The organism is Pseudomonas sp. TE3552 (assembly GCF_056278945.1).
Genome location: NZ_JBWBQJ010000001.1, coordinates 2,605,704 through 2,624,314, shown reverse-complemented (window position 1 = coordinate 2,624,314; position 18,611 = coordinate 2,605,704). Strand labels below are relative to the sequence as shown.

Here is an 18,611-nt window from a genome sequence, read left to right as displayed (position 1 = left end):
CCTCTTTCAGGTTATTGCGCAGTGGCCGGGGCCAGAAAAGCGGCTTCCAGCAACTGCTGTGTATACGGATGTTGGGGGGCGGCAAAGATACTTTGCGCGTCTCCCTGTTCGACCACTTGGCCATGCTTGACCACCATCAACTGGTGGCTCAGCGCTTTGACGACAGCCAGGTCATGGCTGATAAACAGATACGTCAGGTTGTACTTGGTTTGCAGTGAACGCAGCAGCTCCACCACTTGGCGTTGCACTGTCCGGTCGAGGGCCGACGTCGGCTCGTCCAGCAGAATCAACGCCGGTTTTAGCACTAATGCCCGGGCAATGGCGATTCTTTGCCGTTGCCCACCGGAAAATTCATGGGGGTAGCGGTGCCGGGTTTCCGGGTCCAGGCCTACCTCCTTGAGTGCCGCAATAATCGCTTGTTCCTGTTCTGCCTCGGTGCCCATCTTGTGAATCCGCAGGCCTTCGCCAACGATCTGGCTCACGCACATCCGTGGGCTCAGGCTGCCGAAGGGGTCCTGGAACACCACCTGCATTTCCCGACGCAGCGGCCGAACTTCGCTCTGCGTCAGGCAGTCTAGCTGCTTGCCTTCAAAACGTATGGCGCCTTTGCTGCCGATCAACCGCAAAATCGCCAGACCGAGCGTCGACTTGCCGGAACCGCTTTCTCCCACAATCCCCAGGGTCTGGCCCTGGGGCAGGCTGAAATTGATACCGTCCACCGCTTTGATGTAATCCACCGTGCTTTTGAAAAAGCCTTTTTTGATCGGGAACCAGACTTTCAGGTCCTCGACCGCGAGCAAGGGCGGGCCAATCACATTGGTCGCCGGTTTGCCGCTGGGCTCCGCTGCCAACAGTTCCCGAGTGTACGGATGCTGCGGCGCGCGGAACAATTCTTCGCACGATGCCTGTTCGACGATGCAACCGCGCTGCATGACACATACCCGATGCGCAATTCTTCGTACAAGGTTCAAATCGTGACTGATCAGTAACAACGCCATGCCCAGACGGGCCTGTAATTCCTTGAGCAGTTCGAGAATTTTCAGTTGAACGGTCACGTCCAGGGCCGTGGTCGGTTCGTCGGCGATCAGCAATTCCGGCTCATTGGCCAGGGCCATGGCGATCATCACCCGCTGGCGCTGGCCGCCGGACAATTCATGGGGCAGGGCCTTGAGGCGCTTCTCGGGCTCGGGGATGCCGACCATTTCCAGCAACTCCAGCGTGCGTTTGGTCGCTACTTTACCGGTCAGGCCCTTGTGGATGCCCAGTATCTCGTTGATCTGCTTCTCGATCGAATGCAGCGGATTGAGCGAGGTCATCGGCTCTTGAAAGATCATCGCGATCCGGTTGCCGCGGATGTGGCGGATGGTTTTTTCTTTCAGGCCCAGCAGGTTCTGCCCGGAATACTCGATGGTGCCGGACGGATGCCGGGCCAGCGGATAGGGCAGCAGCCGCAGGATCGAGTGGGCGGTCACCGATTTGCCGGAGCCGCTTTCGCCCACCAGCGCCAGGGTTTCGCCGCGCTTGATATCGAAGCTGACGCCTTCGACCACCCGCTGAACGTGCTCGCCGACGACAAATTCGACGGCCAGGTCGCGCACTTCGATCAGATTGTCCTGATTCATTTCACTTCCTCGGGTCGAAGGCATCGCGAGCGGACTCGCCGATGAACACCAGCAGGCTCAACATCAGCGCCAGCACCGCAAACGCACTCATACCCAGCCACGGCGCTTGCAGGTTGGATTTGCCCTGGGCCACCAGTTCCCCCAGGGATGGAGCGCCCGGCGGCAGGCCGAAGCCGAGGAAATCCAGGGCGGTCAGGGTGCCGATGGCGCCGGTCAGGATGAACGGCATGAAGGTCATGGTCGAGACCATGGCGTTGGGCAGAATGTGGCGGAACATGATCGCCCCGTTCTGCATGCCCAGCGCCCGGGCCGCGCGCACGTATTCCAGATTCCGCCCGCGCAGGAACTCGGCACGCACCACGTCCACCAGGCTCATCCACGAGAACAGCAGCATGATCCCCAGCAGCCACCAGAAGTTTGGCTGCACGAAACTGGCGAGGATGATCAGCAGGTACAACACCGGCAGCCCGGACCAGATCTCCAGGAAACGCTGCCCGGCCAGGTCGACCCAGCCGCCATAGAAGCCCTGCAAGGCCCCGGCGATCACGCCGATGATCGAGCTGAGAATGGTCAGGCTCAAAGCGAATAGCACCGAAATACGAAAGCCATAAATCACTCGGGCCAGCACATCGCGGCCCTGGTCGTCGGTGCCCAGCAGGTTGTCTGCGGACGGCGGCGCGGGGGCCGGGACTTTCAGGTCGTAGTTGATGCTTTGGTAGCTATAGGGGATTGGCGCCCACAAGACCCAGGCGTCCTTGGCCTTGAGCAGTTCGCGGATGTACGGGCTCTTGTAGTTGGCTTCCAGCGGGAATTCGCCGCCGAAGGCGGTTTCCGGGTAGCGCTTGAGTGCCGGGAAGTACCAGGCGTTGTCGTAGTGCACCACCAGCGGTTTGTCGTTGGCGATCAGCTCGGCACCGAGGCTTGCGCCAAACAGGATCAAAAACAGCCACAGCGACCACCAGCCACGCTTGTTGGCCTTGAACAGCTCGAAACGTCGGCGATTGAGAGGGGACAGGTTCATCTCAATGCTCCCGGCTTTCGAAGTCGATGCGCGGATCGACAAAGGTGTAAGTGAGGTCACCGATCAATTTCACCACCAGCCCCAGCAGGGTGAAGATGAACAGCGTGCCGAAGACCACCGGGTAATCGCGGTTGATCGCCGCCTCGAAACTCATCAGCCCCATGCCGTCGAGGGAGAAGATCACCTCCACCAGCAACGAGCCGGTGAAGAAGATACCGATGAATGCCGAGGGGAAACCGGCGATCACCAGTAGCATGGCGTTGCGGAACACATGGCCGTACAACACGCGGTGGCGGGTCAGGCCCTTGGCCTTGGCGGTGACCACGTACTGCTTGTTGATTTCGTCGAGGAAGCTGTTCTTGGTCAGCAGTGTCATGGTCGCGAAGTTGCCGATCACCAGGGCGGTCACCGGCAGTGCCAGGTGCCAGAAATAATCGAGAATCTTGCCGCCGGTACTCAGCTCGTCGAAGTTGTTCGAGGTCAGGCCGCGCAGCGGGAACCAGTCGAAATAGCTGCCGCCGGCGAACACCACAATCAGCAGGATGGCGAACAGGAACGCCGGGATTGCGTAACCGACGATGATCGCCGAACTGGTCCAGACGTCGAAGTGGCTGCCGTGTCGCGTCGCCTTGGCGATCCCCAGCGGAATCGATACCAGGTACATGATCAGCGTGCTCCACAACCCCAGGGAGATCGACACCGGCATCTTTTCCTTGATCAGGTCGATGACCTTGGCGTCACGGAAGAAGCTGTCGCCGAAATCCAGGGTGGCGTAGTTCTTGATCATGATCCACAAGCGTTCCGGCGCCGATTTGTCGAAGCCGTACATGTGCTCGATTTCCTTGACCAGCGCCGGGTCCAGGCCCTGGGCGCCGCGATAGGCCGAGCCTGCCACCGAGACTTCGGCACCGCCGCCGGCAATGCGGCTGGTGGCGCCTTCGAAGCCTTCGAGTTTGGCGATCATCTGTTCCACCGGCCCACCGGGGGCGGCCTGGATGATCACGAAATTGATCAGCAGAATGCCGAGCAGGGTCGGGATGATCAGCAGCAGTCGCCGAAAAATATACGCCAGCATCTGATTACTCCGTGCCCGCAGGGTCGGCTTGCAGTTTGGTTTCGACTTCTATCGCAGGTGTCGCGTTGGGCTTGACCCACCAGGTATTAATGCCGATGTCATATTTGGGCGAAACCTTCGGGTGGCCGATGTGGTTCCAGTACGCCACGCGCCAGGTCTTGATGTGCCAGTTGGGGATCACGTAATAGCCCCATTGCAGCACCCGGTCCAGCGCCCGGGCGTGGGCCACCAGGCTTTTACGCGAATCGGCGTTGATCAGTTGCTCGACCAGTTGGTCCACCACCGGGTCTTTCAGGCCCATGGAGTTGCGGCTGCCAGGCTTGTCGGCCGCGGCGGTCATCCAGAACTCGCGCTGTTCGTTACCGGGTGAATTGGACTGCGGGAAGCTGCCGACGATCATGTCGAAGTCCCGGGAGCGCACGCGGTTGATGTACTGCGAAACATCGACCCGACGGATCACCAGGTCGATGCCCAGGTCGCTGAGATTGCGCTTGAACGGCAGCAGCACCCGCTCGAACTCGGTTTGGGCCAGCAGGAACTCGATGCTCACCGGTTTGCCGGTGGCGTCGACCATTTTGTCATCGACGATCCGCCAGCCGGCCTCTTGCAGCAGTTGATAGGCCTTGCGCTGCTGGGTGCGGATCATGCCGCTGGCGTCCGTTACCGGGTTCTGGAAGGCTTCGCTGAACACCGGCTCGGGAATCTTGCCGCGGAACGGGTCGAGGATCGCCAGCTGATCGGCGTCCGGCAGGCCGGTGGCGGCCATTTCCGAGTTTTCGAAGTAACTGCGGGTGCGCGCGTAGGCGCCGTTGAACAGTTGCTTGTTGGTCCACTCGAAGTCCAGCAACAGGGTCAGCGCCTGACGCACGCGCACATCCTGGAACACCGGGCGGCGCAGGTTGAACACGAAACCTTGCATGCCGGTGGGGTTGCCGTTGGGGATTTCTTCCTTGATCAGTCGGCCTTCGGTCACCGCTGGAATGTTGTAGGCCTTGGCCCAGTTTTTCGCGGCCATCTCCAGCCAGTAGTCGAACTGACCGGCCTTGAGGGCTTCCAGCGCGACGGTGTTGTCGCGGTAGTAGTCGGTGGTCATCACGTCGAAGTTGTAGAAGCCGCGATTGACCGGCAGGTCCTTGCCCCAATAGTCCTTGACCCGTTCATATCGCACGGAGCGCCCGGCCTTCACTTCGGTGACTTTGTACGGGCCGCTGCCCAGCGGCAGCTCCAGGTTGCCCTTGTTGAAGTCACGGGTGGCCCACCAATGCTTGGGCAGCACCGGCAACTGGCAGAGGATCATTGGCAATTCGCGGTTGTTGTTGTGCTTGAACTTGAACAGCACTTTGAGCGGGTCTTCGGCGATCGCTTCTTCCACGTCGCTGTAATAGCCGCGGTAGAGCGGGGCACCGTCCTTGATCAGGGTCTGGAAGCTGAACACCACGTCTTCGGCACGCACGGGGTGGCCGTCGTGGAAACGTGCTTCGGGGCGCAGGTAGAAGCGCACCCAGCTGTTGTCCGGGGCTTTTTCGATTTTGCCGGCGATCAAGCCATATTGAGTGAACGGCTCATCGAGACCCTGTTTGGCCAGGGTGTCGTAGATCATGCTGATATCGTCGGCCGGTACACCTTTGTTGATGAACGGGTTGAGGCTGTCGAAGCCACCGAACCCGGCCTCACGGAAGATCCCGCCCTTGGGTGCATCGGGGTTTACGTAATCGAAGTGCTTGAAGTCGGCCGGGTATTTTGGCGGCTCGTTGTACAGGGTCAGAGCATGTTGCGGGGCGGCGCAGGCCAGCCCGGCGAACAGCAGACCGCTGGCCTGCAAGAGCAGGGCGCGTACGGGTTTCATCGATCTTTCTCCGAAGATGTCACCCACCATGCGCTCAGGCCCAGTGTGTAGGGCGGCGTCGTGACGAAGGCAAACCGGTTACGGTAGGCCAGGCGGTGATAATTGAGGTACCAGTTGGGAATGATGTAGTGCTGCCACAGCAGCACCCGGTCCAGCGCCTTGCCGGCGGCGACTTGTGCGTCGCGGGTCTGGGCGGCGAGCAGTTGTTCGAGCAGGTGGTCGACCACCGGGTTGGCGATGCCGGCGTAGTTCTTGCTGCCCTTGACCCCGACCTGGCTGGAGTGGAAGTACTGCCATTGCTCCAGACCCGGGCTGAGGGTCTGGTTGAGGGTCATCAGGATCATGTCGAAATCGAACTGATCGAGGCGTTGTTTGTACTGGGCACGATCGACCGTGCGTAGCCGTGCGTCGATGCCGATGCTGGCGAGGTTCTCGACGTAAGGCTGAAGAATGCGTTCCAGGTTCGGGTTGACCAGCAGAATCTCGAAGCGCAAAGGTTGGCCGATGCTGTTCTGCAGCCGCTGACCGTTGAGCTTCCAGCCGGCCTCGGCGAGCAGTCCCAGGGCCTTGCGCATGGTTTCCCGTGGGATGCCGCGTCCATCGGTCTGCGGCAGGCTGAACGGCTCGGTGAGCAGTTTGGCGGGCAACTGATCGCGATAGGGCTTGAGCAGCAGCCACTCGTGACCGACCGGTAGCCCGGTGGCGGAGAACTCGCTGTTGGGGTAATAACTCATCGCGCGCGTGTAGGCGCCGCTGAACAGCGTGCGGTTGGTCCACTCGAAATCGAACATCAGCCCCAGCGCTTCACGGACCTTGATCTCGGCGAAGGTTGACCGCCGAGTGTTCATGAACAGGCCCTGACTCTGTGTCGGGATCTGATGCGGGATCTGCGCCTTGATCACATCGCCACGGCGCACGGCGGGGAAGTTGTAGCCGTTGTCCCAGTTCTTCGCCTGGTGTTCGATGTAAATGTCGAACTCCCCGGCCTTGAACGCTTCGAAAGCCACGTCGCTGTCACGGTAGAACTCGACCTCCATGCGGTCGACGTTGTACTTGCCGCGATTGACCGGCAGGTCCTTGCCCCAGTAATCCTTGACCCGTTCAAAAACGATCTGTCGCCCGGGCGTTACCGAGGTGATGCGATACGGTCCGCTGCCCAGTGGCGGCTCGAAGGTGGTGGCCTTGAAGTCGCGACCTTTCCAGTAATGTTGGGGCAACACCGGTAACTCGCCCAGGCGCAGGATCAGCAGAGGGTTGCCGGACCGTTTGAAAACGAAACGAATGCGCTGCGGGTTGAGGATGTCGACTCGCGAGACTTCCTGAAGGTTGGTGCGGTATTGCGGATGACCTTCCTTGAGCAGCAAGCGGTAAGAGAACGCGACATCGTAAGCGGTGATCGGCGTGCCATCGTGGAAGCGCGCTTCGGGGCGCAGGTTGAACACCACCCAGCTGCGGTCCTCGCTGTATTCCACCGATTGGGCGATCAGGCCATAGCTTGAGGTCGGCTCATCACCGGACGGCGCGTACTGGCCGGTGCCGACCATCAACGGTTCGTTGAGCTCGTTGATGCCGTATTGCAGGAAGTTGGCGGTGGAAACCGGGCTCGAGCCTTTGAAGGTGTAAGGGTTGAGCGTATCGAAGGTGCCAAACGCCATCACCCGCAACGTGCCGCCCTTGGGCGCTTGCGGGTTGACCCAGTCGAAGTGGGTAAATCTGGCCGGGTACTTGAGCGTGCCGAACTGCGCATAACCGTGGCTTTCGCTGATCGTCGCGCTTGCGGGGGAGTTCAAGGCCAGGCAGATCAGGAACAGGAGGAGGGGACGCTTCAAGTCAGAGATCCGATCCAGGCGGCTTGGGCTTTGTGGCCCGTACAGTAACAGCTTGTATCGACAGGAAAAAGACGGGGGCTTAATGCGTTGTTAATTGTTGTGTGAAGGGTCGGCGGATCGCAAAATCTGTGGTGAGGGAGCTTGCCTGTGGCGAGGGGGCTTGCCCCCGTTGGGTCGCGAAGCGGCCCCAGCATTTTTTCAAATCCACCGCATTCGCAGGATTTACGACTGCTGCGCAGCCGAACGGGGGCAAGCCCCCTCGCCACAACAGCCCTTCGACAGGGCGTGTTGCTTAATTCGGAGAAGCAACCGTCAGCATCTGCCCCGGCTTCAGCGCCTGGCCGACACGCGGGTTCCAGCGCTTGAGGTGTTGCATTTCCACGTTGAAGCGCTTCGCCACCATGTACAGCGAGTCGCCTTGCTGGACCTTGTACTGGGTCTGTTGCGTCTTGTTGGTTGCCTTGCCGCTGGTCTTGCTATTCGCCGCGATCACGGTATTGACGCGCCCGGAACTGCGTTTGGTGGTGTCCTGCATCACCAGGGTCTGGCCGACCTTGAGGTTCTTGCCATTCAGCTTGTTCCAGCGTTGCAGGTCCTTGATGTCGACCTTGTTGGCCTTGGCAATGGTGCCCAGGCTGTCGCCGCGTTTGACCCGGTAAGCGCGCTTGAGGCTAGCGACTTCTTCGCTGTTGTCAGCACCCTCGAACACCGGCTTGAGCGGTCGCTGGCTGATCAGCTCCTCAGGACGCATGGTCGAGAGGCTGGCGGTGAGCAGTTGCGCCTTGGACGTCGGCACCAGCAAGTGCTGGGGGCCGTCGATGGTGGTGCGTTGCTTGAAGGCCGGGTTGAGCTGGAACAGTTCGTCTTCGTCGATGTTGGCAACGGCGGCAACCTTGGACAGGTCCATGCGCTGGTTGATTTCGACGACCTGGAAGTACGGTTCGTTGGCGATCGGATTGAGGTTCACGCCATAGGCGTCGGGTGCCAATACCACTTGAGACAGGGCCAGCAACTTCGGCACATAGGCCTGGGTTTCCGCTGGCAGCGGCAGGTTCCAGTAATCGGTCGGCAGGCCGAGTCGTTCGTTGCGCTCGATGGCCCGGCTGACCGTGCCTTCGCCAGCGTTATAGGCTGCCAGGGCCAGCAGCCAGTCGCCGTTGAACATGTCGTGCAGGCGGGTCAGGTAATCCATGGCCGCGGTGGTCGAGGCGGTGATGTCGCGACGGCCATCATAGAAGCGGGTCTGACGCAGGTTGAAGTAACGCCCGGTGGAGGGGATGAATTGCCAAAGACCCACCGCGTCGGCCCGGGAATAGGCCATCGGGTTGTAGGCGCTTTCAATCACCGGCAACAGCGCCAGTTCCAGCGGCATGTTGCGTTCTTCAAGGCGTTCGACGATGTAATGGATGTAGAGGCTGCCGCGTTCGCCGGCATTTTCGAGAAAGGACGGGTTACTGGCGAACCACAGGCGCTGTTGCTCGATGCGCGGGTTGACACCCAGGTTGTCCTGCAACTGGAAGCCCTGGCGCATGCGCTCCCAGACATCCTGTGGTATTTGCGGTGTTGGTTTTTCGCTGAGCCAGATGGGCTTCTGCTTGGCTCGAGCGGCGATGTTTGGTGTGTGTGTCGCCTCGGTCTGCGGCACATGGCTGGAACAGCCCGCCAGAGTGGCGGACACAGCCACCGCGATGGCTTGAGCCAAGCGGGTCAATGCGTCTGAATTGATGGCTTTTCGAATAGATGACGACATTGGCTGGAAGTAAGTTCCGGGCAAAAATGTCGGGGGATTCTAGAAAGCGCACCCCCCTGCGGTCAACCATTCAGAATTTTTGTACCAGCGTGATGGCTACTTAGAACTTATCTTTCCAAGCCCGTAGAGCAGCAAAAACCGCACTCGGAGCCCGGTTTTGGGTTCCATTCCGTTCGTCCACTTTTTCTTTAACGGATGTTTCGTCGACACGCAAAAACGGGTTGGTAAGCTTTTCAAGCGCCAGAGTAGAGGGCAGCGTCATGATTCCGGCTTCACGTTGTGCGGTGACTTTTTCCAGACGTGCGGCGGTGTCCGGATTGCCCGGTTCGACCGCTGCGGCAAACTTCAAGTTGCTCAAGGTGTATTCGTGAGTGCAGTAGACCAGCGTATCCTCAGGCAACGCGGCGAGGCGGCTCAGCGAGTGATGCATTTGCTCGGGCGTGCCTTCGAATAACCGCCCGCAACCGGCAGCGAACAGGGTGTCGCCGCAAAACAGATGGCCGTGGTGATAAAAGGCGATGTGCCCGAGGGTATGGCCCGGTACCGAGAGTACAGCGAAGTCCCAGCCCAGCACGCTGATACGGTCATTGTCCTTGAGGGCCACGTCTCGCGCCGGGATGGTTTCGCTGGCCGGGCCATAGACCGTCGCGTCTGTCGCTTTTTTAAGCCGCTCGACGCCGCCGACATGGTCATGGTGGTGATGAGTGATCAAAATATCGCTTAATACCCATCCCGGGTGCGCCGCGAGCCAGGCCTGTACTGGCGCGGCATCGCCCGGATCGACCACGGCGCAGCGCTGGGTGCTGTGATCTTGTAACAACCAGATGTAGTTGTCGGTGAAGGCGGGCAGGGCACTGATCTGTATCATCGTCGGATTCGCCAAGCGGAAAACATTGGCGCATCTTAGAACTTCCTGGCGCGTTGGAGAATGCAATGACCGATAAAGCGTTCGCTCAGGCGGATCCTGACTGGCTGGCATTGATAAGTGCGGCCCGTGAATGGCTGTCCGGCCCCATCGGGCAATTTCTGCTGGACGAAGAACGACGCATGCTCGAAGACGAATTGGGTCGTTTCTTCGGCGGCTACCTCGTGCATTACGGTCCCTCGGCGCAGACGCCGCCTTCGGCGCCGCAAGTCCAGCGCAATGTGCGCCTCGGTGCGCCGTTGCCGGGGGTAGAGATCGTCTGCGAAGAGCAGGCCTGGCCCTTGAGCGAGCATGCCGCCGATGTGGTGGTGTTGCAGCACGGCCTGGATTTCTGTCTATCGCCCCATGGTCTGCTGCGCGAAGCGGCGAGCAGCGTACGCCCCGGCGGGCACCTGTTGATTGTCGGCATCAATCCCTGGAGCAGTTGGGGCCTGCGTCGTGTGTTCGCCCATGACGCCTTGCGCAAGGCCCGCTGCATCTCGCCATCGCGAGTCGCCGACTGGCTGAACCTGCTGGGGTTCGCGCTGGAGAAACGTCGCTTCGGGTGCTATCGTCCGCCGCTTGCGTCCCCCTCCTGGCAAGCCCGTCTGGCCGGTTGGGAGCGCAAGGTCGGTGACTGGCAGTTGTCCGGTGGCGGCTTCTATTTATTAGTCGCACGCAAGATCGTGGTAGGCCTGCGGCCAGTGCGTCAGGAACGGCGTGAACCGATGGGCAAGCTGATTCCGTTGCCGATGGCCAAGGTCAACCGTCGTCACCTCGAGCCGTAATACACTTTTTATATTCCCGGTCGGGTTCGTCCCGGCCTCGGGCATCGTCGGTCACCGATCGGCGAGCCACCGCATTTTCTGGATTGATTGGCATGAGCGATAGCGTAGAACTCTTCACCGATGGAGCCTGTAAGGGCAACCCTGGCCCCGGCGGCTGGGGGGCGTTGCTGGTGTGCAAGGGCGTTGAAAAGGAACTGTGGGGCGGCGAAGCCAACACCACCAACAACCGCATGGAGTTGATGGGCGCGATCCGTGGCCTGGAAGAACTCAAGCGCTCCTGCGACGTGCTGCTGGTGACCGACTCCCAATACGTGATGAAGGGCATCAACGAGTGGATGGCCAACTGGAAGAAGCGCGGCTGGAAAACCGCAGCGAAGGAACCGGTGAAAAACGCCGATCTGTGGAAGTTGCTCGACGAGCAGGTCAACCGTCACAACGTCACCTGGAAATGGGTGCGCGGGCACATCGGCCATCATGGCAACGAACGGGCCGACCAACTGGCCAACCGTGGCGTGGATGAAGTGCGCGGGTACAAGCAGGCTTGATTCCGGCGCTACACGGTGTATCTGAAAGACCCCCGCGAGCGTGTTAACATCGCCGCTTTTGCACGATTGACCCGTTGAGAGCTGAGCACTGATGGCCACCAGATCCGTTGTACTCGATACCGAAACCACCGGCATGCCGGTGACCGACGGCCACCGGATTATCGAAATCGGTTGTGTCGAGTTGATCGGTCGGCGCCTGACCGGCCGGCATTTCCACGTTTACCTGCAACCGGATCGCGAGAGTGACGAAGGCGCCATCGGCGTCCACGGCATCACCAACGAATTTCTGGTGGGCAAACCGCGTTTCACTGAAGTGGCCGATGAGTTTTTCGAATTCATCAAGGGCGCGCAGCTGATCATCCATAACGCGGCGTTCGACGTTGGCTTCATCAACAACGAATTCGCCCTGATGGGTCATCACGATCGCGCGGACATCACGCAACACTGCTCGATCCTCGACACCCTGATGATGGCCCGGGAACGTCACCCGGGGCAGCGCAACAGCCTCGACGCCTTGTGCAAACGCTATGGCGTCGACAACTCCGGCCGTGAGCTGCACGGCGCCTTGCTCGACTCCGAGATTCTCGCCGACGTCTACCTGACCATGACCGGCGGGCAAACCAGCCTGTCGCTGGCCGGTAATGCGTCCGATGGCAATGGTTCGGGCGAGGGCGCGGACAACTCGGCTACGGAAATCCGTCGCCTGCCGGCCGATCGTCAGCCGGCCCGGATCATTCGTGCCAGTGAAGAGGACCTGGCCCAGCACGTCGCGCGCCTGGAAGCCATCGCCAAATCCGCCGGTGCCCCGTCGCTGTGGCAGCAACTGGCCGAGGCCAAGGCTCAGGCCTGAGTCCCTTCGAGCGAAGGGCTTTTGTGGCGAGGGAGCTTGCCTGTGGTTAGGGGCTTGCCTGTGGCGAGGGGGCTTGCCCCCGTTGGTCGCGAAGCGACCCCGGCATTTCGTCAGATTCACCGCATTGGCAGGATTTACGACTGCTGCGCAGCCGAACGGGGGCAAGCCCCCTCGCCACAGAAAAACCTGCCCCTCCAAAATCTCCATCAGAAATCCTCTCTCATCCGGGTTGTCAGGCCATATGATGGTGCGTCGGCCGACCCACTTCAGGGCATCCCCCTCGCCACATGCGCTCCAACCCTCTACCCTGAGGTTATTGGCAGGCCACGGTCTGCCGCCTCAGGACGCCGAGCCTCATGTATAAAGATCTGAAATTCCCGGTCCTGATCGTCCACCGCGACATCAAGGCCGACACCGTTGCCGGTGATCGTGTGCGTGGCATCGCCAGGGAGCTGGAGCAGGAAGGCTTCAACATTGTCTCGGCGGTCGATTACACCGAAGGACGGATGGTCGCCTCGACCCATCACGGCCTCGCCTGCATGTTGATTGCTGCCGAAGACGCCAGCACTAACGCCCATCTTCTCCATAACATGGCCGAGCTGATCCGCCTGGCACGGGTTCGGGCGCCGGACCTGCCGATCTTCGCGCTGGGTGAACAGGTAACCCTGGAAAACGCCCCGGCCGATGCCATGGCTGAGCTCAATCAGCTGCGCGGCATTCTCTATCTGTTCGAAGACACCGTGCCATTCCTCGCGCGTCAGGTCGCCCGTGCCGCGCGCAAGTATCTGGACGGTCTGTTGCCGCCATTCTTCAAGGCACTGGTGCAACACACCGCCGATTCCAATTATTCCTGGCATACCCCCGGCCATGGCGGCGGCGTGGCGTATCACAAGAGCCCGGTGGGGCAGGCGTTTCACCAGTTTTTCGGAGAAAACACTCTGCGATCGGATTTGTCGGTGTCGGTACCCGAACTCGGTTCGCTGCTCGATCACACGGGGCCGCTGGCCGAAGCGGAAGCGCGAGCGGCGCGCAACTTCGGTGCCGATCACACTTTTTTCGTGATCAATGGCACTTCGACCGCCAACAAGATCGTCTGGCATTCCATGGTTGCCCGCGATGACTTGGTGCTGGTGGATCGCAACTGCCATAAATCGGTGTTGCATTCGATCATCATGACCGGCGCGATCCCGCTGTACCTGTGCCCGGAGCGCAATGAGCTGGGGATCATCGGCCCGATTCCGCTCAGTGAGTTCAGTCGTGAATCAATCCAGGCCAAGATCGACGCCAGCCCGCTGACCCAGGGCCGCGAGCCCAAGGTCAAGCTGGCGGTGGTGACCAACTCGACTTACGACGGCCTCTGTTACAACGCCGAACTGATCAAGCAGTGCCTGGGCAACAGCGTCGAGGTGCTGCATTTCGACGAAGCCTGGTACGCCTACGCGGCGTTTCACGAGTTCTTCGCCGGTCGCTACGGCATGGGCACTTCGCGCAGCGAAGACAGCCCGCTGGTGTTCACCACCCATTCCACGCACAAATTGCTGGCGGCGTTCAGCCAGGCGTCGATGATTCACGTCCAGGATGGCGGTGCGCGGCAGCTGGATCGCGACCGTTTCAATGAAGCGTTCATGATGCACATCTCGACTTCGCCGCAGTACGGCATCATTGCCTCGCTGGACGTGGCGTCAGCAATGATGGAAGGGCCGGCCGGTCGTTCGCTGCTGCAGGAAATGTTCGACGAGGCCCTGAGTTTTCGCCGGGCCCTGGCCAATCTGCGACAGCATATCGCCGCCGATGACTGGTGGTTTTCGATCTGGCAACCACCCTCGGCGGAAGGTATCGAGCAGGTGGTCACCGAAGACTGGCTGCTGCAACCCGACGCCGATTGGCACGGCTTTGGCGGCGTGACCGACGACTACGTGCTGCTCGACCCGATCAAGGTCACGCTGGTGATGCCGGGTTTGACGGCAGGCGGAGCCCTGAGTGCGCGCGGGATTCCGGCGGCGGTGGTCAGCAAGTTTCTCTGGGAACGTGGGCTGGTCGTGGAAAAGACCGGGCTGTATTCGTTCCTGGTGCTGTTCTCCATGGGCATCACCAAGGGCAAATGGAGCACGTTGCTGACCGAGTTACTGGAATTCAAGCGCAGTTACGACGCCAACGTCAGTCTGGCCACCTGCCTGCCGTGCGTGGCGCAACAGCACGTTGCCCGTTATCAAGGCATGGGTTTGCGGGATCTGTGTGATCAGTTACACGCCTGTTATCGCAGCAATGCCACGGCCAAACACCTCAAACGCATGTACACGGTGCTGCCGCAAGTCGCGATGAAGCCGGCGCACGCCTATGATCAATTGGTACGTGGAGAAGTGGAGGCCGTTTCGATCGATGCCCTGGATGGGCGGATCGCTGCAGTGATGCTGGTGCCATACCCGCCGGGGATCCCGTTGATCATGCCCGGTGAGCGGTTCACCGAGTCGACCCGTTCGATCATCGATTACCTGAAGTTTGCCCGTACGTTCGACAGCAGCTTCCCCGGATTTGTCGCCGATGTGCATGGTTTGCAACACGAAGACGAGGGCAATGGACGGCATTACACCGTCGATTGCATCAAGGAATGAGGACCTTTGCGAGTATGCAACCAGTCATGAATCCCAAATACCCAGGCCTCTCGGTGCGTGTCGCCGATGAGGGGTTTGCGGCTTATATCTGGGGCAGTGATTTCAGTTTTGAAGTCGCCGCCTATGGTGCCGCGCAAATCGGTAAGCCGGTGGCGCAGTGGCCGGTGACGCCAATCACCCCGTATCGCAAGTGTTACGGCATTGATCCCGAGGAATTCAGCAGTTTTCGCGATGCCGCAGACAGCGCGATTTTCATGGCCTATCTGGATGACGAGCCAGTAGGCCACCTGGTGGTCAGCACCAACTGGAACGGCTTCGCCCATATCGATGAATTGGCAGTGCATGCACCGGCGCGCCGTCATGGCGTGGCCAAGGCGCTGCTGGACGTGGCGCAGTTCTGGAGCCGCAAGAAGAAACTGCCGGGCATCATGCTGGAAACCCAGAACAATAACCTGGGCGCCTGTCGGCTTTATGAGCGTTGCGGCTATGTGGTGGGCGGGATCGACCACCTGCGCTATCGGGGTATCGACCCGAACACCGCCGAAGTGGCGTTGTTCTGGTATCGACTGTTCGATAATCCGCTGGAAAACCTGCTCAGCTCGCCAGCATCGCCACGGCTTGTTCCGTGATGATGTCCAGCAACGCCTGAACGGCCGGCGACGGCTCGGCATTCTTCAGGCTCAAGGCATAGACGCTGATTGGTACGGCAGGCGCCAGCGGGCAGACATCGAGCCCTGCCGATTTGGCGCCGAGGGCGGTAAACGGATCGACGATCGCCAAACCTTCGCCGGCCTCGACCATGCTGCGCATCATTTGATGCGTCTGGACCCGGGTCTGGATGACCGGGGCAGGGCGCAACGCATGCAGCTTGTTGTCCAGCGCCGGGCTGAGCGGGTCGTGACCTTCGAGGCCGACCATCGACTGGCCGGCCAGGTCCTGCAGCGAGATGTACTTCTGTTTCGGTTGCAGCCAGCCATGGGGCGCCAGCAACTGGAGCTTGCCTTGAGCGATGACTTGGCAATGGATGTCGGCGTGGTCCGGGTCGTGCAGGCTCAGGCCCAGATCGCTTTCACGCAGCAGCAGGCTTCTGACAATCTCGCGGGTCGGTTGGCTCAGGAGGGTACAAGGTGCATCGGGCAGGCGCCGACGCAGGGCCGCGATGCTCTGCGGCAACAATTGTTGCGCCAAAGGCGGGGTGCAGATGATGCGCAGGGGTGGCGCCAAATATTGCTTGAGGCTGCTGGCCAGCCGCTGAACCGGCTCAAGGGCTTCGTAGACGTGGGCGATCTCGACCTGCAACTCCCGCGCCTCGCGGGTGGCTTGCAGGCGTCCACGCACGCTGGCGAACAGCATGAAACCCAACTGATCCTCGGCGTCACGCAGCGTGCGTTCAACCTCGGCCACCGGCAGCTGCAGCCATTCGGCGGCGGTGCCCAGATGACCGGTCTGCAGGAGCGCCTGGATCACTTCGATATGACGTAAACGCATGCGTGAAGTCCATGTTCAGCAGGTGAGGGAGTCAGTAACTGAATCCTAACTCAAGTGCGCGCATATGACTTCTGCTCATAACAGCGGGTTATGAGGCGACGTTCGTATCAGGTTCGCGGATGAGGGTGACGCCCGATTGCACCAGCATAAACTCGTTGTTGTCGAGTTTGTTGACCCGGTCGCCGATGGCCAGTTTATAGGTGGTGACAGGCACGGAGCCGGCGAGGCCGTCGTGCGACGGGGTGGATTCCTGGAACTCATGCACGGAATAAATACGGCCTTCCGCATCTCTTGCATGGAACTGACTGACGAGTACTGCTGCCATCTGCTTAGAACCTCTGGGGATAAATCACTCAATTTGCGGCTCTGTAGACCGTGGTTGGGCGAGGTAAGTTTTCCTACAGGAAAAAAATAGTCAGGGGCAGCGATTTTCCGTCGCCCACTGGTTGAATCGTCATTTGATCATCTATAACTAGAAGCTCTTTCCATCGGACAGTCGAGATTTCTCCATGAGCAACGTCTACGAGATTGCCGTTCTGGTCGGCAGCCTGAGAAAAGCATCGATCAACCGCAAGGTCGCGCTGGCGCTGGCCGAGCTGGCGCCTGCCAATCTGAAGCTGAATATCGTCGAAATCGGCGATTTGCCACTCTACAACGAGGACATTGATGGCGAGTCACCGCCGGCAGCCTACAGCACTTTCCGGCAACGAGTGAGCTCATCCGACGCGGTGCTGTTCGTGACCCCGGAATACAACCGTTCGGTGCCGGCGCCGTTGAAGAATGCGATCGACGTGGGGTCGCGCCCCTATGGCAAAAGTGCCTGGAACGGCAAGCCGGGCGCGGTGATCAGCGTTTCACCAGGCGCCGTCGGCGGATTTGGGGCCAACCACAATATTCGCCAGTCCATGGTGTTTCTCAATGTACCGTGCATGCAGCAACCGGAAGCCTACCTGGGCAACGCCGGTTCAGCGTTTGACGAGGCGGGCAAGTTGTCGGAGTCGGTGAAGCCGTTCTTGCAGAAGTTCATCGATGCGTATGCGCAATGGGTCGAGCAGCATAAAAAGCAATGACCATCCCCTTGTAGCTTGTGTAGCAGCTGCCGAGCCTGCGAGGCTGCGTTCGGCGGCGAAGCCGTCGTGAAATCAAACAACGCGGTGCTTCAGGAAGACCGTGCATACAGGGTTTGCGACTGCTTCGCCGCCGAACGCAGCCTCGCAGGCTCGGCAGCTGCTACATAGGGCCCCACCCAGACGCTACAGAATTCAACCATTGCCCGGCACATTCGGCCAAAGATCGGACACCAGAAACAGCCGCTCGGCCTCTTCCCAATCCCCTTTGCCATTCTTGGTCAGCCGCACCATCAATTGCGCCGGTGCCAGCGGGTCCAGATCAGTCAGCCACGCATTCAACTGCTCAGCGTTCCAGGTCTGCTCCTCGGGATAGTGAGCCGGCGCTAGCCAGGCGTGGCGGGGCAGGGGTTGCCAGCGACCGAATGGACGCTGAACGACAAAGTCCGCCCAGTCCTTCTGATGCAACCAGCTACCGCGCAAATGCTGAGGGTGCGCGCCGCTCGGTGGCTCGGACTGCCCTGGCCACGGGTAGAGCAGATAGCCGCCCAGCCACAGATGCGCACTGAACTGCTGGATGTCCAGCGACGCCAGCGCTTCACGGCTTTCCGCCCGCGCGGAAATCGGTAACTGATGGCGGCTCAGGTGTTCCAGTTTGCGGTCCAGCCGATCATGACAACCCGGTCCGAGCCATTTCGCGGTGTCATGGCCATCACCGTTCTGTGGCCCAAGATAGAGTTTGATCGCCAGCTCCAGATGATGCACGCCATCGCGATCACGCAGCAGCATGTCCAGCTCACCCAAAGTGTGGCCTTCACGGCGGATCGGCAAGTTGGCGGCAATCAGCTCGATCCCCGGCGCGTGTTGCACGGCGTACTGCCATAGCCGCTCATAGTACAAACCCAGGCGCCGGGTCCTGGCCTGGGCCAGCCAGTGCAACAAATCGTAGCTGTCACGGTCCAGTTGCCTGAGCCAGTGTTCCAGACGTTGCGGGGCTTGTACCCAATCGCTGCCAGCCAGTGGATGACGCTGTGGCCACGGGGTGACGCTGAGCATCGGCGGCGCGAGGATGACCCAAGCCAGGTCGCGCACTTCAGGGTGGCGCAACTGATGGGGTAACTGGAGCAAGTCTGGAAATAGGATCATCTTGCGAGCATAGCCCGAAACGCGAGCACACCGTTGTAGCTGAAAGGGTTTTGTCTACACCGCGCTTT

Annotated in this window: 16 protein-coding genes; 6 read left to right on the top strand and 10 right to left on the bottom strand. The window is 60.4% G+C overall.

Annotated features, from left to right (window positions below; all coding sequences use genetic code 11):
- Positions 1-11 precede the first annotated feature (11 nt).
- The 7 genes from ACZ9BB_RS11525 to gloB all read right to left on the bottom strand — a co-directional run bounded on the left by ACZ9BB_RS11525 (position 12) and on the right by gloB (position 10,011).
- Complete coding sequence (locus ACZ9BB_RS11525; protein ID WP_476213887.1) at positions 12-1,622, bottom strand: ABC transporter ATP-binding protein; 1,611 nt, start codon at positions 1,620-1,622, stop codon at positions 12-14.
- 1 nt (position 1,623) lies between these two features.
- The gene (locus tag ACZ9BB_RS11520) at positions 1,624-2,643 is read right to left on the bottom strand and encodes an ABC transporter permease (RefSeq protein WP_476213886.1); all 1,020 of its coding nucleotides are present in this window, start codon (positions 2,641-2,643) and stop codon (positions 1,624-1,626) included.
- Position 2,644: 1 nt separating this feature from the next.
- Positions 2,645-3,718, bottom strand: a complete 1,074-nt coding sequence (locus ACZ9BB_RS11515) for a microcin C ABC transporter permease YejB (protein WP_123495110.1) — start codon at positions 3,716-3,718, stop codon at positions 2,645-2,647.
- Between the two features lie 4 nt (positions 3,719-3,722).
- A complete protein-coding gene (locus ACZ9BB_RS11510) occupies positions 3,723-5,564 on the bottom strand; it encodes an extracellular solute-binding protein (protein ID WP_476213885.1) in 1,842 nt (613 codons plus the stop codon).
- Positions 5,561-7,375 (bottom strand): extracellular solute-binding protein, encoded by a 1,815-nt coding sequence (locus ACZ9BB_RS11505; RefSeq protein WP_476218277.1) that lies wholly within the window; start codon positions 7,373-7,375, stop codon positions 5,561-5,563. Before ACZ9BB_RS11505 ends, ACZ9BB_RS11510 begins: the two co-directional genes overlap by 4 nt.
- A 310-nt stretch (positions 7,376-7,685) precedes the next feature.
- Positions 7,686-9,143 carry a transglycosylase SLT domain-containing protein gene (locus tag ACZ9BB_RS11500; RefSeq protein ID WP_476213884.1) on the bottom strand — a complete coding sequence of 486 codons (1,458 nt, stop codon included), beginning with the start codon at positions 9,141-9,143 and terminating at the stop codon, positions 7,686-7,688.
- 100 nt (positions 9,144-9,243) lie between these two features.
- Positions 9,244-10,011 carry a hydroxyacylglutathione hydrolase gene (gloB, locus tag ACZ9BB_RS11495; RefSeq protein WP_476213883.1) on the bottom strand — a complete coding sequence of 256 codons (768 nt, stop codon included), beginning with the start codon at positions 10,009-10,011 and terminating at the stop codon, positions 9,244-9,246.
- A 65-nt stretch (positions 10,012-10,076) separates the two neighbouring features.
- Between gloB and ACZ9BB_RS11490 the strand changes: the two genes are divergently transcribed.
- The 5 genes from ACZ9BB_RS11490 to ACZ9BB_RS11470 all read left to right on the top strand — a co-directional run bounded on the left by ACZ9BB_RS11490 (position 10,077) and on the right by ACZ9BB_RS11470 (position 15,471).
- Complete coding sequence (locus tag ACZ9BB_RS11490) at positions 10,077-10,835, top strand: class I SAM-dependent methyltransferase (protein WP_476213882.1); 759 nt, start codon at positions 10,077-10,079, stop codon at positions 10,833-10,835.
- A 92-nt stretch (positions 10,836-10,927) separates the two neighbouring features.
- Positions 10,928-11,380, top strand: a complete 453-nt coding sequence (rnhA, locus tag ACZ9BB_RS11485; protein ID WP_003180633.1) for a ribonuclease HI — start codon at positions 10,928-10,930, stop codon at positions 11,378-11,380.
- 91 nt (positions 11,381-11,471) lie between these two features.
- On the top strand, positions 11,472-12,230 hold the full coding sequence (dnaQ, locus tag ACZ9BB_RS11480; protein ID WP_007906768.1) for a DNA polymerase III subunit epsilon: 759 nt from the start codon (positions 11,472-11,474) through the stop codon (positions 12,228-12,230).
- A gap of 356 nt (positions 12,231-12,586) precedes the next feature.
- Positions 12,587-14,842, top strand: coding sequence for an Orn/Lys/Arg family decarboxylase (locus tag ACZ9BB_RS11475; RefSeq protein WP_476213881.1), 2,256 nt, complete (start codon positions 12,587-12,589; stop codon positions 14,840-14,842).
- Between the two features lie 14 nt (positions 14,843-14,856).
- A complete protein-coding gene (locus ACZ9BB_RS11470; protein ID WP_476213880.1) occupies positions 14,857-15,471 on the top strand; it encodes a GNAT family N-acetyltransferase in 615 nt (204 codons plus the stop codon).
- On the opposite strand, the gene ACZ9BB_RS11465 is transcribed toward ACZ9BB_RS11470, so the two are convergent.
- Together ACZ9BB_RS11465 and ACZ9BB_RS11460 are read right to left on the bottom strand one after the other, a co-directional pair.
- Positions 15,437-16,330 carry a LysR family transcriptional regulator gene (locus ACZ9BB_RS11465; RefSeq protein ID WP_476213879.1) on the bottom strand — a complete coding sequence of 298 codons (894 nt, stop codon included), beginning with the start codon at positions 16,328-16,330 and terminating at the stop codon, positions 15,437-15,439. The genes ACZ9BB_RS11470 and ACZ9BB_RS11465 overlap by 35 nt on opposite strands.
- Before the next feature lie 88 nt (positions 16,331-16,418).
- Positions 16,419-16,655 carry a hypothetical protein gene (locus tag ACZ9BB_RS11460; protein ID WP_476213878.1) on the bottom strand — a complete coding sequence of 79 codons (237 nt, stop codon included), beginning with the start codon at positions 16,653-16,655 and terminating at the stop codon, positions 16,419-16,421.
- 184 nt (positions 16,656-16,839) lie between these two features.
- On the opposite strand from ACZ9BB_RS11460, the gene ACZ9BB_RS11455 reads away from it, so the two are divergent.
- Positions 16,840-17,400, top strand: coding sequence for an NADPH-dependent FMN reductase (locus ACZ9BB_RS11455; RefSeq protein WP_476213877.1), 561 nt, complete (start codon positions 16,840-16,842; stop codon positions 17,398-17,400).
- Between the two features lie 192 nt (positions 17,401-17,592).
- Here ACZ9BB_RS11455 and ACZ9BB_RS11450 read toward each other — a convergent pair whose 3' ends face one another.
- The gene (locus ACZ9BB_RS11450; protein WP_476213876.1) at positions 17,593-18,543 is read right to left on the bottom strand and encodes a DUF1853 family protein; all 951 of its coding nucleotides are present in this window, start codon (positions 18,541-18,543) and stop codon (positions 17,593-17,595) included.
- Positions 18,544-18,611: the final 68 nt, after the last annotated feature.

Excerpts from the sequence above, each read along its gene's own strand:
- rnhA (WP_003180633.1), top strand. The coding sequence starts at position 10,928 with ATGAGCGATAGCGTAGAACTCTTCACCGATGGAGCCTGTAAGGGCAAC.
- ACZ9BB_RS11460 (WP_476213878.1), bottom strand. The coding sequence starts at position 16,655 with ATGGCAGCAGTACTCGTCAGTCAGTTCCATGCAAGAGATGCGGAAGGC.
- ACZ9BB_RS11510 (WP_476213885.1), bottom strand. The coding sequence starts at position 5,564 with ATGAAACCCGTACGCGCCCTGCTCTTGCAGGCCAGCGGTCTGCTGTTC.
- ACZ9BB_RS11520 (WP_476213886.1), bottom strand. The coding sequence starts at position 2,643 with ATGAACCTGTCCCCTCTCAATCGCCGACGTTTCGAGCTGTTCAAGGCC.
- ACZ9BB_RS11515 (WP_123495110.1), bottom strand. The coding sequence starts at position 3,718 with ATGCTGGCGTATATTTTTCGGCGACTGCTGCTGATCATCCCGACCCTG.
- ACZ9BB_RS11475 (WP_476213881.1), top strand. The coding sequence starts at position 12,587 with ATGTATAAAGATCTGAAATTCCCGGTCCTGATCGTCCACCGCGACATC.
- gloB (WP_476213883.1), bottom strand. The coding sequence starts at position 10,011 with ATGATACAGATCAGTGCCCTGCCCGCCTTCACCGACAACTACATCTGG.
- ACZ9BB_RS11470 (WP_476213880.1), top strand. The coding sequence starts at position 14,857 with ATGCAACCAGTCATGAATCCCAAATACCCAGGCCTCTCGGTGCGTGTC.
- ACZ9BB_RS11490 (WP_476213882.1), top strand. The coding sequence starts at position 10,077 with ATGACCGATAAAGCGTTCGCTCAGGCGGATCCTGACTGGCTGGCATTG.
- ACZ9BB_RS11465 (WP_476213879.1), bottom strand. The coding sequence starts at position 16,330 with ATGCGTTTACGTCATATCGAAGTGATCCAGGCGCTCCTGCAGACCGGT.
- ACZ9BB_RS11500 (WP_476213884.1), bottom strand. The coding sequence starts at position 9,143 with ATGTCGTCATCTATTCGAAAAGCCATCAATTCAGACGCATTGACCCGC.
- ACZ9BB_RS11450 (WP_476213876.1), bottom strand. The coding sequence starts at position 18,543 with ATGATCCTATTTCCAGACTTGCTCCAGTTACCCCATCAGTTGCGCCAC.
- ACZ9BB_RS11455 (WP_476213877.1), top strand. The coding sequence starts at position 16,840 with ATGAGCAACGTCTACGAGATTGCCGTTCTGGTCGGCAGCCTGAGAAAA.
- dnaQ (WP_007906768.1), top strand. The coding sequence starts at position 11,472 with ATGGCCACCAGATCCGTTGTACTCGATACCGAAACCACCGGCATGCCG.
- ACZ9BB_RS11525 (WP_476213887.1), bottom strand. The coding sequence starts at position 1,622 with ATGAATCAGGACAATCTGATCGAAGTGCGCGACCTGGCCGTCGAATTT.